Annotated in this window: 8 protein-coding genes; 5 read left to right on the plus strand and 3 right to left on the minus strand. The window is 67.8% G+C overall.

Features of this window, described 5'->3' with window-relative positions:
- Positions 1-144: 144 nt before the first annotated feature.
- A complete protein-coding gene (locus DLM85_RS00210; RefSeq protein ID WP_111476061.1) occupies positions 145-1452 on the minus strand; it encodes a family 1 glycosylhydrolase in 1308 nt (435 codons plus the stop codon).
- Between the two features lie 534 nt (positions 1453-1986).
- Entirely contained in the window at positions 1987-2913 is a 927-nt protein-coding gene (locus DLM85_RS00215) for a pirin family protein (RefSeq protein ID WP_111476062.1), read from the minus strand.
- A 502-nt stretch (positions 2914-3415) separates the two neighbouring features.
- Here DLM85_RS00215 and DLM85_RS00220 point away from each other — a divergent pair.
- Positions 3416-4870: a carbohydrate-binding protein gene (locus DLM85_RS00220; protein WP_111476063.1), complete on the plus strand. Its 1455-nt coding sequence runs from the start codon at positions 3416-3418 to the stop codon at positions 4868-4870.
- 193 nt (positions 4871-5063) lie between these two features.
- Positions 5064-7526, plus strand: coding sequence for a carbohydrate-binding protein (locus tag DLM85_RS00225; RefSeq protein WP_111476064.1), 2463 nt, complete (start codon positions 5064-5066; stop codon positions 7524-7526).
- 116 nt (positions 7527-7642) lie between these two features.
- Here the strand turns inward: DLM85_RS00225 and DLM85_RS00230 are convergent, their stop codons facing one another.
- Positions 7643-8818 (minus strand): LacI family DNA-binding transcriptional regulator, encoded by a 1176-nt coding sequence (locus DLM85_RS00230; RefSeq protein ID WP_243635827.1) that lies wholly within the window; start codon positions 8816-8818, stop codon positions 7643-7645.
- A gap of 342 nt (positions 8819-9160) precedes the next feature.
- On the opposite strand from DLM85_RS00230, the gene uxuA reads away from it, so the two are divergent.
- From uxuA to DLM85_RS00245, 3 genes are all read left to right on the plus strand, one after another.
- Positions 9161-10423 (plus strand): mannonate dehydratase, encoded by a 1263-nt coding sequence (uxuA, locus tag DLM85_RS00235; RefSeq protein WP_111476066.1) that lies wholly within the window; start codon positions 9161-9163, stop codon positions 10421-10423.
- 93 nt (positions 10424-10516) lie between these two features.
- The gene (locus DLM85_RS00240) at positions 10517-12640 is read left to right on the plus strand and encodes an alpha-glucuronidase family glycosyl hydrolase (protein ID WP_111476067.1); all 2124 of its coding nucleotides are present in this window, start codon (positions 10517-10519) and stop codon (positions 12638-12640) included.
- A 65-nt stretch (positions 12641-12705) separates the two neighbouring features.
- On the plus strand, positions 12706-13542 hold the full coding sequence (locus DLM85_RS00245; RefSeq protein WP_111476068.1) for an SDR family NAD(P)-dependent oxidoreductase: 837 nt from the start codon (positions 12706-12708) through the stop codon (positions 13540-13542).
- The last annotated feature ends 27 nt before the right edge of the window (positions 13543-13569 follow it).

The raw sequence follows: 13569 nt of genomic DNA on the forward strand, positions 1-13569 counted from the left end.
AGTTAATGAGTTAGAGTTCTGAGCAGGTGAGCCAGGGAGGCCAAGCGCGGAATGGAAGTATGGGGGAGGGGAGCAGCCGGCAGGCTTTGCCTGCCGCACTAGCTGGGCCAGCAACTCGCTGACTCATAAACTCCCCAACTCGCGCTAGCTCGGCGCGTTGGCGGCCACGGTGGTTTGGTCCTGCTGCTGGGCTTCGGCCTGGTCCTGCTTCTGCTGGGCCCATTCCTGGCTTGCGTCGTGGGGCATCACGATGGGCACCTGCAGGCACACGCTCTGGGCCGGCAGCACCTGGCGCCAGTCGTGGATGAGCTGCTTGTAGGCCGCGCCCACGGGCCGGATTTTGCGGTCCAGGTCGTAGAGGCCCAGCGGGTTCACGGTGCCGCGGTTTTCGCGCAGGGCCGAGTCCCAGTCGACCTGGTCGGTGAGCGAGTACCAGGTGAAGCCCACGATGGGCACCCCGTCGTTGCGCACGCGCAGCACGTTGGCCCATTCTTTCCAGAGCCAGTTCACGGCCTCGTCGCCGCAGGGGCCCTGCCAGAGGTTGGTTTCGGTGTGCATCACGGGCAGGTGGTACCGGTCGTGGTACTGGCGGGTGATGACGTGGTAGCCGAACACCTCGCCCGAGGCGGTGGTGCTCCCGTCGGCGCGCACGCGGTGCTCGTTGGTTTTGTAGTAGTCGTTGCCCATGATGCACTGGTGCCGACGGTGGTTGCGCAAAAAGAAGTGGTACTCCTCGCGCGTCATGCCGTTGTCGAGCAGGTACTCGTACATCTCCGAGTCCACGCGCCGGCCGTAGTTGAGGTCCAGCGAGAGGAAGCGGCGGGCGTTCATCAGCTCGGCCGGCTTGATGGCCTGCGGGTTTTCGGCGTGGAAGTACTCCGACGACTCGCTCTGGATAAACAGCGCGTCGGGCCGCACCTCGCCGATGGCGTGCATGGCCAGCACGTTGGCCTTCACGATGTGCTTGAGCGCCGTCACGAAGGCCTGGTCGCCGCTCAGCTGCTCGTTCCACCAGCCGTACAAGGCCGAAAACTGCGCGCAGATAAACATTTCGTTGACCGGCGTGTAGAGCTGCACCCACGGAAACCGCTCGGCAAAGGCCCGGGCATAGTCGCCGAACAGGGCCGGGAAATCCGGGTTCTGGAAGTTGCCCAGCCAGTCGGGCAGGCCGAAGTGGCACAGGTCGACGATGGGGGCGATGTTGCGGCGGCCCAGGTCGCGGAAGGTCAGGTCGGCGAAGGTCCAGTCGTAGCGGCCCGGGCCCAGCCAGGTGGTGTGAATCGGCGGGCCGTAGCGCAGGAAGCGGATGCCCAGCTCTTCGACCAGGTCGAAATCCTTCTGCCAGAACTCGTAGTGGCGGCACTTGGCCATTTCATCGACGCGCACCCGGCCGTTCTGAATGGTCGGGTTGCTGTTTTCGATGCCGGTGGCGAATAAAAACTGCGGAATCATGCGGCGAAATGCCCCGCGGCGGCTGAGGGGCCAGCGGCCGCGGGGTGCTGCTACATACTGCGTTGCGCCGCGGCGCGTTGCGCCCCGCGGCCGTGGTCAAAGGCGCACCGAGTTGTTAGACCGTCATTCAGAGCGCAGCGAAGAATCTCGCGTGACGACGGTGGGGTGATAAAGTCGAACGTCATGCTGAGCCCGTCGAAGCATCTCTACCGCACGATTCAACGAAGCGGTAGAGGTGCTTCAACGGGCTCAGCATGACGTTCTTGCATGCCCGCTGAACGCCGGGGCCACTTAGCCGGCGAAGCGCTCCAGCAGCCACATGAGCACCAGGGCAATGAGGACCACGATGACGACGTATTTGGTGTTGGCCGGCGGCAGCGTCCGGCGCGGACGGGTGGGGCGTTGCATGGGGTGAGGGGAGTGGAAGTGAAGATGCGGACCTATACGCAGGGGACGGCCGCGCCGCTCGGGCGCCACCGTCACCAAAGTAGCAACGCCACCGCCGCGCCGAAAATTTCAGCGGCGCCGCCGGGCTCACGACAGCGCCTGCGGGGCCGGGGGCGGCGTGCCCGTGCCGGCGGGGCGGGTGCGGTCGTCGGGCAGGGGCACAAACTCGGCGTTGTCGTTGGGCGGCAGCGCGATACGTCCGGCCTGCCAGTCGGCCTTGGCCTGCTCGATGCGCTCCTTGCGCGACGACACGAAATTCCACCAGATAAACCGCTCGCCCAGCGGCTCGCCGCCCAGCAGCATCAGCGTGCTGGCTTCCAGGGCCACGATAACCGGGTCGAGGCCGGGGGTGAAGACCAGCAGCTGGCCGGGGCCGTAGCGGTGCCCGCTCACTTCCACCAGGCCTTTGGCCACGTAGGCGCCGCGCTCGGGGTAGCCGCGCGGCGGGCCGAAGCGCGCCCCGGGCTGCAGCACCACGTGCAGGTAAAACAGCGGGGAGTGCGTGCGCACGTCGTTGTGGAGGCCGAAGGCGTCGCCGGCAATCAGGCGCATCCACACGCCGGTATCGGTGAAGATGGGCAACTCCTGGGGCTGGTAGTTTCTGAAGCTCGGAGCGTTTTCCTCGGCCGCTTCGGGCAGGGCCACCCAGGTCTGAATCATCTCCAGCTGCCCGCCGGCCAGCGTGGCCGGGTCCTCGAAGCGCTCGGAGTGGGCAATGCCGCGGCCGGCCGTCATCCAGTTCACCTCGCCGGGCCGGATGATCTGCTCCACGCCCAGGCTGTCGCGGTGCGTGACCTGCCCGCCGAACAGGTAGCTCACCGTGGAAAGGCCGATGTGGGGATGGGGCAGCACGTCGAGGTTGTGCACCTGCTCGGGCGCCAGGCGCACCGGGCCGGCGTGGTCCATGAAGATGAAGGGGCCGAGCATGCGGCGCAGGCGGTAAGGCAGAATGCGCCGCACGTTGAAGCCGGCGCTGAGGGCCGCCGGGCGGGCGTCGATGACGAGGTCGAGCATGGGCAGAAGTGAGCTGAGAGGAGGGAAGCAACGGCAGGAATATCGGCCGCTAACATACGCGCTGAAGCCGATGGCCGGAGCTGCCCTGAAAACCGCCGACGCCGCGAATGGTTGGGCGGGCGGCGGGCGGCGCGGCGCCAGGGCGCGGGCCGGCACCGGTCGGGCTGGGCCGAAGCGGAGGCTGTTGAAAAAAAGTAAGTCAGAAGGCGCTTTTTTTGATTGTTTCTTAACCGCCGCAATCGTTTGTGGTACAGGGCGCCGATACGCGGGTGGGGGCACCCATCCAGCAGCGGCGCGTGTGCTGTAAGTGTACAGTGCCGGCCCGGGAGAGGGGCGAAAAGCCTGCTACGACGTTGTTTGGGCGGTTTGTCGACTTGCATTTAAGCCCTGCAGTTGGAATATTTGGCTGAGCGGCGGCCTCCCCCGAGCCCGTTCCGGCGGCAGTTGCACCCCGGCGGCCCCGCCGCCCCCGACCCAACCATTCCCAACCCCAAAACACTTTATGAAAAACCTGTTTACCTCCCTGCTGGGCGCGGGGGCTGCGGCCGTGCTGTGCCTGGCCGCGCCCGCCCACGCCCAGGCCCAAACCTACCAGCTCGTCTGGGCCGACGAGTTCAACGGCAGCATCAGCCCGGACTGGGTGTTTGAAACCGGCGGCGGCGGCTGGGGCAACAACGAGCGGCAGTACTACCAGCGCGCCAACGCCACCGTGACGAGCACCGAGCTGCAGATAACGGCCCGCAAGCAGAGCGTGGGCGGCTACCCCTACACCTCGGCCCGCATGAAAACGCAGGGCACCCGGCAGTTTACCTACGGCAAGATCGAGGCGCGCATGCGGCTGCCGCTGGGCCAGGGCCTGTGGCCCGCGTTCTGGATGCTGGGCGCCAACATCGGGCAGGTGGGCTGGCCGGCCTGCGGCGAAATCGACGTGATGGAGCACATCAACAGCGAAAACAAGGTGTACGGCACCGTGCACTGGGACAGCAACGGCCACGCCGAGTACGGCGGCAACGTCATCACCTCGCCCGAGGCCTACCACGTGTACACGGTGGAGTGGGACGCCAGCTACATCCGCTGGTTTGTCGACGGGGCCAAGTTCCACGAAATCTACATTGCGGGCGGCACGGGCAGCACCGAGGAGTTTCAGCGGCCCTTCTTCCTGCTGCTGAACCTGGCCGTGGCCGGCAACTGGCCCGGGCAGACGGTGGACGAGAGCAAGCTGCCCGCCACCATGGCGGTGGATTACGTGCGGGTGTACCAGAAAACCACCGCCACGCCCAGCTCCACCACCATTCAGGCCGAAAGCTACTCGGCCATGAACGGCGTGCAGGTGGAAGCCTGCTCGGAGGGCGGCCAGAACGTGGGCTACATCGACCAGGGCGACTGGCTGGCCTACAACAACATCAATTTCCCCACCTCCGGCAGCTACACCATCGAGTACCGGGTGGCCAGCCCCGGCGGCGGCACCCTGTCGGCGGATCTGAACGCGGGCTCGATTCAGCTGGGCAACACGGCCATTCCGGCCACCGGCGGCTGGCAGAACTGGACCACCGTGTCGCGCACCGTCACCGTCAACGCCGGCACCTACAACTTCGGCGTCTTTGCCCAGTCGGGCGGCTGGAATCTGAACTGGATTCGCATCACCAAAAACGCGGCCCGCGCCGCGGCGGCCGAGGCGGCAGCGCCCAGCCGCGTAACGGAAAAAACCGGTACGTTGGCGCTGTACCCCAATCCGCAGTCCGCCGGCCAGTCGGTTACGCTGAAGCTCGGCGGCGCCTTTGCCGGGCAGCCCGCCGAGGTGCGCGTCACCACCCTCGACGGCCGGCCGCTGTGGCAGCAAATCGCCACCGGCAGCACCCTGGAGCTGAACCGCGACGCCCGCCTGGCCGCCGGCGTGTACCTGGTGCGCGTGAGCAGCGGCGCCGCCACGGCCGTGCAGAAACTGGTGATTCAGTAAGCGCAGCGGCGGGCCCTCGGGCCCGCCGCTACTTTTTTTCGGCGAATTCAACGGCGGGCGCCGCGGCGGTGGGAAACCGGCACGGCCCTGCTCCGCCGGGTTTTGCTGCCCCGCCGCCAATGCCCGGCGGGGCGGCGGGCCGGGCCCACAGCCCACCGACTGCGTCCTCTTCTCCACAACCAACCCCCAACCAATGAAGCAACTTTTCCTCTCCGTGCTCGGCGGCGCGGCGCTGCTGACCAGCGCCCTGCCGGCCCGCGCCCAGCTACGGCCCGACGGCCCGCGCTACGAGCTGGGCCGCCCCCAGGACCTGGTGCGCCAGCTGGAAGCCCAGGTGGCGGCCCGCGGCGCGGCCCCCACCGTGACGCTGCGCGTGTCGGCCGGGCAGGCCTACACCGGCGTCGTCAATTACCGCGAGGAGCTGGGCGGCACCGGCGAATACCTGGTGGGCTCGATTCAGGGCCTGCCGGACGCCTCGTTTCAGCTGCGCATCGCCGGGCCACTGGTGGAAGGCCACCTCATTCTGCGCGCCAGCCGGCAGGCCTACCGCTACGCCGCCGACGCCCGGGGCCGCGCCTACGTGCAGCCGGTGGACATCGACAAGGTGGTGTGCGTGGATTACGGCAAGCCCCGCGGCTACCGGGAGCCCGCGCCCGCCACGCTGCCCGGCACGGCCCAGCGCGTGAGCGTGGTGTCGCTGCAGAGCCTGCCCGGCGCCCGCGGCTGCGTGATGCTCGACGTGGACGGCTACAACCTGCCGGCCGGCACCGGCTGGAACAACGGCAACGCCTACAACGCGCCCTCGGCCAACATGACCGACGCCAACGTGCAGGCTATGTGGGAGTTGGTGAGCGAGGATTTTCGGCCCTTTAGCATGAACGTGACCACCGACGAGGCCGTGTTCAACACGTACCCCAAAAACATGCGCATGCGCTGCGTCGTCTCGCCCGGGGCGGGCAGCACCATCGCGCCGGGCGCGGGCGGCGTGGCCTACCTGACCTCGTTTCGCACCAACGACGACACGCCCTGCTGGGTGTTTATGGCCGACCCCAAATCGGGGGGCGAGGCGGCCTCGCACGAAGTGGGCCACACCCTGGGCCTCAGCCACGACGGCCGCCTGAGCCCCAAGGAGGAATACTACACGGCGCAGGACAACGCGGGGGCCTGGGCCCCGATTATGGGCGCGGGCTACTACAAGGCCGTCACGCACTGGAGCCGGGGCGAGTACAACTCGGCCAGCCAGACCCAAGACGACCTGGCCATCATGGCCGGCGCCACCTACAACGTGGGCTACCGCAATGACGACCACGGCAACGCCATCGGCTCGGCTACGGCGCTGGCCCGCAGCGGCAGCGGGCTGAGCGGCAGCGGCCTCATCAGCACCACCGCCGACCAGGACTACTTCTCGTTTGGCACCGCCGGCGGCACGGCCAGCTTCAACGTAAGCACCGTGGGCCGCTACGGCAACCTCGACATCGTGGTGCGGCTGTTCAACGCCGGCGGCGCCCTGCTCGGCACTTACGACGCGGGCGGGGGCGGCAACCTGAACGTGGCCTTCAGCGCCGCGCTGGGGGCGGGCACCTACTACCTGCAAATCGACGGCACCAGCTCCGGCAACCCCGCCACCGACGGCTACTCCGACTACGGCTCCCTGGGCACATTCAGCATCAGCGGCTCGGCCCCGGCCCCGGCCAGCGGCGGCGTGGCCACCGCGTACAAGGACTGCAACTACGCCGGCGCCGCCGTGGGCCTGCCCGTGGGCGACTACAACCTGGCCGCCCTGCAAAGCCGCGGCATCCTCAACGACGACATTTCCTCGCTGACCATCAGCGGCGGCTACCGCGTGATTCTGTACGAAAACGACAACTTCAGCGGCGCCTCGCTCACCCTCACGGCCAGCAACGGCTGCCTGGTCGGCAACGCGCTGGGCACCGGCAACTGGAACGACAAGGCCACCTCGCTGCGGGTGCAGGCCAACACGGCTGCCTTCAGCGTGCTGCTCGAAGCCGAGGCGGCCAGCGTAAACAACGGCATGACGGCGGAAGCCTGCGCGGAAGGCGGCCAGAACATGGGCTGGGTGGACGCGGGCGACTACCTGGTGTGGAACAACATCACCTTTCCCAGCTCGGGCAGCTACACCATCGAGTACCGGGTGGCCAGCGGGGCCGGCGGCGGCACCATCTCGGCGGATCTGAACGCGGGCTCGATTCAGCTGGGCAACACCGCCATTCCCGGCACCGGCGGCTGGCAGAACTGGACCACCGTCTCGCGCACCGTCACCGTCAACGCGGGTACCTACAACTTCGGCATCTACGCCCAGTCCGGCGGCTGGAACCTGAACTGGGTGCGCATCACCCGCAACGCCGCCCGCGAAACGGCCGCGGCGCCGGCCACGGCCAGCCACACGGCGGCCAAAGCCGCGGCGCTGGAGCTGTATCCGAACCCGGTGCAGCGCGTGCTGCACGTGCAGCTGGCCGCCGGCCCGGCCCAGCAGCTCAGCGTCAGCAATTTGCTGGGCCGGGTGGTGCTGCGCCAGGCGCACGCCGGCACCCAGCCCGCCGCGCAGCTCGACGTGACCACGCTGCCCAACGGCGTGTACCTGCTGACGGTGGAAGCCGCCGGGCAGGTGCGCACCCAGCGCTTCGTGAAGGAGTAAGCGCCGGAGGGTGAACAAAAGGCGAAGGCCCGGCGTGCAGCACGCCGGGCCTTCGTTGGTTGTGCCCGGGGCAGGACAAGGCCCCGCGGCCCGAAAAACGGCCGCCGCAGGCGGGCTCAGATGCCCAGGGCAAACACGCCGCCCTGGCCTTTCAGCGAGGATTTGCGGATGACCAGGTCGCCGCTGACGACGAAGGTGCGGGGCTGAAACCGCTCCTTCTGCTGCACCTGCTCCAGAAACAGCCGCGCCGCCTGCTGCCCGAGGCGGTAGGGGTGCAGGTTCACCGTCGTCAGGCCCGGCTCCACCAGCGCGGCCAGGAACTCGTCGCCGTAGCCGACCACGGCAATGTCCTCCGGAATGCGCAGCCCGCGCTGCTTCAGGGCCTGCATGATGTCGAAGGCATTGCGGTAGTTGATGCAGAAAATGGCGTCGGGCGGCTCGGGCAGGGCCAGCCACTGGTCCAGCGCGGCCAGGGCGGCCTCGGGCTGGAAGTTGCTGTGCACCTGCAGCGCGGGCTCCACCGGCAGCTTGTAGTGGTGCAGGGCGTTGAGGTAGCCGCCCAGGCGCTGCCGGCTGATGAGCAGCGACTCGGGGCCCGCCAGGATGGCAATGCGCCGGCAGCCCTCCTGAATCAAATGCTCCACGATGGCGAAGGCACCGCCCCAGTCGTCGAGCACCACCTGGGCGCTGTTCACCTCGTCGCACACGCGGTCGAAGTGCACGATGGGAATGCCCCGGCTGGCGTGCTGCTTCACGTGGTCGAAGTTTTCCGTCTCGCGGGCGTGGCAGATCAGCAGCCCGTCGACGCGCGAGGCCAGCAGCGCCTGCACGTTGCTGACTTCCATCTCGTAGGATTCCTTGGACTGGCAGATCATCACGCGGTAGCCGGCCTCGGCCGCCACCTGCTGAATGCCGCTCACGCAGGTGGCAAAAAACGGCCGCTCGATGTCGGGAATCACCACGCCGATGGTGTGAGTGGCGCTGCTTTTCAGGCTCTGGGCCAGTAGGTTGGGCTGGTAATCGAGCTGCCGGGCTACTTCCAGAATGGCCTGCCGGGTGTTGGTGTTGATGTCGGCGTGGCCGTTGAGCGCGCGCGACACCGTGCTCGGCGCTACGCCCAGCACCTTGGCCACGTCGCTGATGGTGGTCTGGTGGCTGCGGCGCTCGGGCGTGCGCGGCAGCTTCTGGTCAATAAAATGGTAGTCGCAGAGCTTGCAGAAGTAGCGCTGGCGGCCGCGAATAAAGCCGGCACGCTGCACGCCGTCGGGCGAGTTGCATTTGCTGCACTTCATCATAACGAGGGACTGTGGGAATGGGATTTTTTGAAAATCCGGGGCGGAAGGGGAGCGGAGAGGCTGGTAAGAAGCCTTTGATTATTTGAAGATAATCCTAGAAGAATTTTTTCAGCGGCCTCCGCCTAAATATACCTATCGGAACCGTTTTCGAAAACGTTTCCGGTATTTTTATTTCGAAATCAGGCAGCTGGGGCGGTTTTTTAGCTGGCTTTTTCGAAAGTGGTTCGCCTATCTTCGACCAGAAGTTAGCACTCACCCACCCCTGCAACGCTCTTAGCATCGTTGCGGTGCTGCCCGGGGTAGGTAGCTGAATAATTGTACTTTCTCTCCAGCACGCGTATGCTTCCCACCATGCGCTGGTTCGGCCCCTCCGACCCGGTTCCCTTGTCCCACATCCGCCAGGCGGGCTGCGCCGGCATCGTCACGGCCCTGCACCAGATTCCGGTGGGGGAGGTGTGGCCGGTCGAGGCCATCCGGGCCCGGCAGCAGCTTATCGAAGCCGGCAATAGTGAGTACTCACCGCTGCACTGGCTGGTGGTGGAAAGCCTGCCGGTACACGAGGCCATCAAGAAAGGGCTGCCGGCGCGCGACCAGTACATTGCGAACTACCAGGCCTCGCTGCGTAACCTGGCGGCCTGCGGCCTGCGCACCGTCTGCTACAACTTTATGCCGGTGCTCGACTGGTCGCGCACCGACCTGAGCTTTGAAATGCCCGACGGCTCGCGGGCCCTGCGCTTTGTGTGGCAGGACTTCGCCGTGTTCGACCTGCACATCCTGCAGCGCCCCGGCGCCGCGGCCGACTACGAGCCCCAGGTACGAGCCGCTGCCCGCGACCAGTACGCGCAGATGAGCGACGCCGAGCGCCGGCACCTGACCAACACCGTGCTGCTGGGCCTGCCCGGCTCCGAGGAAGCCTTCGAGCTGGCCGGCTTCCAGCAGCTGCTCGACGAGTACGCCGCCATCGACGCCGCGCAGCTGCGCCACAACCTGCACTACTTCATTCAGCAGGTGGGCCCGGTGGCCGCCGAAGTGGGCGTGAACCTCTGCATTCACCCCGACGACCCGCCCTACCCGCTGCTGGGCCTGCCCCGCGTGGTGAGCACCGAGGACGACCTGACGGCCCTGCTGGCCGCCTACGACCACCCCAGCAACGGCCTCACCTACTGCACCGGCTCCTTGGGCGTGCGGCCCGATAACGACCTGCCCGGCATCGTGCGGCGGCTGGGCCACCGCATCCACTTCGTGCACCTACGCGCCACCCGGCGCGAGGCAAACCCGCGCAACTTCCACGAGGCCGACCACCTCGCCGGCGACGTGGATATGTACGCGGTGGTGCGCGAGCTGGTGCTGCAGGAGCAGCGCCGCCGGCGCCGGGGCTTCGGGCAGCCGCAGCTGCCCATGCGCCCCGACCACGGCCACCAGATGCTCGACGACCTCGACAAGAAAACCTACCCCGGCTACTCCGCCATCGGCCGCCTGCGCGGCCTGGCCGAGCTGCGCGGCCTGGAGCTGGGCATCCGCCGCGCCCTCGAGCCGGACGACGCGCCCGCGGCCCCGGCCGCCGTCGGCGCCGGCCACGCCGCCGCCCGGCTGCTGACCTAAGCTTGCTGAACTGTTGCGCCGCCCCGCGGCGCGAAACCCGGCCGGCCTTCCCGGGCCACTGCTCTGCCTCCGCTTCCCCGCATTCCCCCCCCGATGATGTTGCTGCGTACCTGCCTGCTCCTGCTGTGCTTTCTCGTTGGTGCCGTTACCCGCGGCGCGGCCGACGACGGCTACCGGCTGTGGCTGAAGTACGACCTGATTCGGGACGCGGGGCCGCGCCGGCAGTACCAGCAGGTGGCGCAGTTTATCAGCGTCGGCGGGCAGTCGGCGACGCTGAAAGCCGCCGCGGAGGAGCTGCAAACGGGCCTGCAGGGGCTGCTGGGCCAGTCGGTGCCGGTGCTCAGCGACGCCAAGGGCCGGAAGGGCGGCATCGTGTTACAAGTTGATGCTGCCGCGGCTGATAAAGCTGGACTGGGGCCGGATGGCTACCGCATCTACGCCGACAAGCAGAACCTCATCATCACCGGCCGCCGCGACGTGGCCGTGCTCTACGGCGCCTTTGCCCTGCTGCGGCACGTGACGACGCGGCAGCCGCTCAGCGGGCTCAGCATCAGCAGCGTGCCGAAGATTCGGCACCGGCTGCTCAACCACTGGGACAACCCCAACGGCACGGTGGAGCGGGGCTACGCGGGCTCTTCCATCTGGAAGTGGTACGAGCTGCCGGAGGTGGTCGACCCGCGCTACCGCGACTACGCCCGCGCCAACGCCTCGGTGGGCATCAACGGGGCGGTGCTCAACAACGTCAACGCCTCGCCGCGCCTGCTCACGGCCGAGTACCTGCCCAAAGTGGCCGCCGTGGCCGGGGTATTGCGCCCCTACGGCATCCGGGTGTACCTCTCGGTGTTCTGGGCCGCGCCCAAGGTGCTCGGCGGGCTGCCCACCGCCGACCCGCTCGACCCGCAGGTACAGCAGTGGTGGAAAGCCAAGACCGACGAGATTTACCGGATTATCCCCGACTTCGGCGGCTTTCTGGTGAAGGCCAACTCGGAAGGGGAGCCCGGCCCGCAGGACTACGGCCGCCACCACGCCGACGGGGCCAACATGCTGGCCACGGCCCTCGGCACCCACGACGGGCTGGTGATGTGGCGGGCCTTCGTCTACAAAGCCGACCCCAAGGGCGACCGGTTCAAGGCCGCCTCGGAAGAGTTTCTGCCACTCGACGGCAAGTTTCAGCCGAAAGTGCTGGTGCAGGTGAAGAACGGCCCGATTGACTTTCAGGCCCGGGAGCCGTTTCACCCGCTGTTCGGGGCCATGCCGCGCACCCCGCTGATGCTGGAGGTGCAGCTCACGCAGGAGTACCTGGGCTTTGCCACCCACGCCGTGTACCTGGCCCCGCTCATCAAGGAGTGTCTGGATTCGGATACCTACGCCCAGGGCAAGGGCTCGACGGTGGCCCGCGTGGTCGACGGCTCGGTGGATAAGCACAGCGTCAGCGGCATGGCGGGCGTGGCCAACATCGGGGCCGACCGCAACTGGACCGGCCACCCCATCGGGCAGGCCAACTGGTACGCCTTCGGCCGCCTGGCCTGGGACCACGCGCTGGATTCGAAAGCCATTGCCGCGGAATGGGCCCGGCAAACCCTGACCACCGACCCGGCGGCGGTGCAAACCATTGCCGACCTGCTGCAGCAGACGCGCAGCATCTACGTGCGCTACACCACCCCGCTGGGGCTGCACCACATCATGGGCGAGGGCATTCACTACGGCCCGCAGCCCTGGCTGGAGCGCAGCGCCCGCCCCGACTGGACGGCCATCTACTACCACCGCGCCGACTCCGTGGGCCTGGGCTTCGACCGCACGGCCAAGGGCAGCAACGCGCTGGCGCTTTACAAGCCCGAGGTGCAAAACCTGTGGGGCAACGCGCAAACGATTGCGCCGGACTACCTGCTTTGGTTTCACCACGTGCCCTGGCGGCAGCGGCTGAGCACCGGCCGCACCCTCTGGGACGAGCTGTGCACCCGCTACTACTCCGGCGCCGACTCGGTGCGGTGGCTGCAGCGGCAATGGGCCGCGGTGCAGCCCAGCGTCGACCCGGCCCTGCACGCCGACGTGGCCGCCCGCCTCCAGACCCAGCACAAGGAAGCCCTCTGGTGGCGCGACGCCTGCGTGCTCTACTTCCAGACCTACGCCCGCCGGCCCCTGCCGGCGCCGCTGGCACCCCCCACGCGCACCCTGGCCGAGGTGCAGCGGCTGGTCGACATCTACCAGCTGCGCTGAGCGGCCCACCCGGCCCCGGGCCGAATCCTGACTTCTACCTCCCTCTTTTTCATTACCGCTTACGCATGGAAAACATCGTCGAACTCCTCAGCCCCAACGGCCGCCCCGACGAGCCGGTACCCACGCCCGCCGGCCAGGCAGCGCACGAGCAGGCGTTTTCGCTGGCCGGGCGCCTGGCCCTGGTGACCGGGGGCGGCAGCGGAATCGGGCTGGAAATAGCGCGCTGCATGACGCAGGCCGGCGCCACGGTTATCATCACCGGCCGCCGCGAGGAAGTGCTGAAGGATGCCCGGCAGGCGCTGGGCGCGCGGGCCCAGTACCTCGTCAACGACGTGTGCGACCTGGCGTCGCTGGAGGGGCTGATCGAGCAGATTGAATCCACCTACGGCCCGCTCGACGTGCTGGTCAACAACGCCGGCATCAACATGAAAAAGCCGGCCCTGCAGGTCAGCGACGAGGAATTTGCCCGCATCATCCACACCAACCTCAACGCCGTCTTTGCCCTGACGCGGGCCTGCGCCCGGCGCATGGTGGAGCGGCGGCGCGGCGTCATCCTGATGATTTCGTCGATGGCGGCCTACTACGGCATCGACCGGGTGGTGGCCTACGCGGCCTCCAAGTCGGCGGTGGAGGGCATGGTGAAGGTGCTGGCCTCCGAGTTTTCGGCCCACGGCGTGCGCGTGAATGCCCTGGCGCCGGGCTTTATCGAGACGGAGATGAGCCGCACGGCCATGAACTCGGACCCCGACCGCAAAAGCCGGGCCCTGCGCCGCACGCCCATGGGCTCGTTTGGGCAGCCCGAGGACATCGGCCGCGCCGCCGTGTTCCTGGCCTCCGACGCGGCCCGCTACATCACCGGCGCCTCGCTGCCCGTCGACGGCGGCAACTCCATCGGCTTCTAGCGCAGCCGGCCCTTCCTGACTCCTACC

Origin of the sequence: Hymenobacter edaphi, assembly GCF_003258365.1 — a bacterium.
Classification (GTDB): Bacteria; Bacteroidota; Bacteroidia; order Cytophagales; family Hymenobacteraceae; genus Solirubrum; species Solirubrum edaphi.

What these genes read in the sequence shown, in the direction of transcription:
- uxuA (WP_111476066.1), top strand. Translation starts at nt 9,161, where the DNA reads ATGCTTCCCACCATGCGCTGGTTCGGCCCCTCCGACCCGGTTCCCTTG.
- DLM85_RS00225 (WP_111476064.1), top strand. Translation starts at nt 5,064, where the DNA reads ATGAAGCAACTTTTCCTCTCCGTGCTCGGCGGCGCGGCGCTGCTGACC.
- DLM85_RS00215 (WP_111476062.1), bottom strand. Translation starts at nt 2,913, where the DNA reads ATGCTCGACCTCGTCATCGACGCCCGCCCGGCGGCCCTCAGCGCCGGC.
- DLM85_RS00220 (WP_111476063.1), top strand. Translation starts at nt 3,416, where the DNA reads ATGAAAAACCTGTTTACCTCCCTGCTGGGCGCGGGGGCTGCGGCCGTG.
- DLM85_RS00230 (WP_243635827.1), bottom strand. Translation starts at nt 8,818, where the DNA reads ATGAAGTGCAGCAAATGCAACTCGCCCGACGGCGTGCAGCGTGCCGGC.
- DLM85_RS00210 (WP_111476061.1), bottom strand. Translation starts at nt 1,452, where the DNA reads ATGATTCCGCAGTTTTTATTCGCCACCGGCATCGAAAACAGCAACCCG.
- DLM85_RS00245 (WP_111476068.1), top strand. Translation starts at nt 12,706, where the DNA reads ATGGAAAACATCGTCGAACTCCTCAGCCCCAACGGCCGCCCCGACGAG.
- DLM85_RS00240 (WP_111476067.1), top strand. Translation starts at nt 10,517, where the DNA reads ATGATGTTGCTGCGTACCTGCCTGCTCCTGCTGTGCTTTCTCGTTGGT.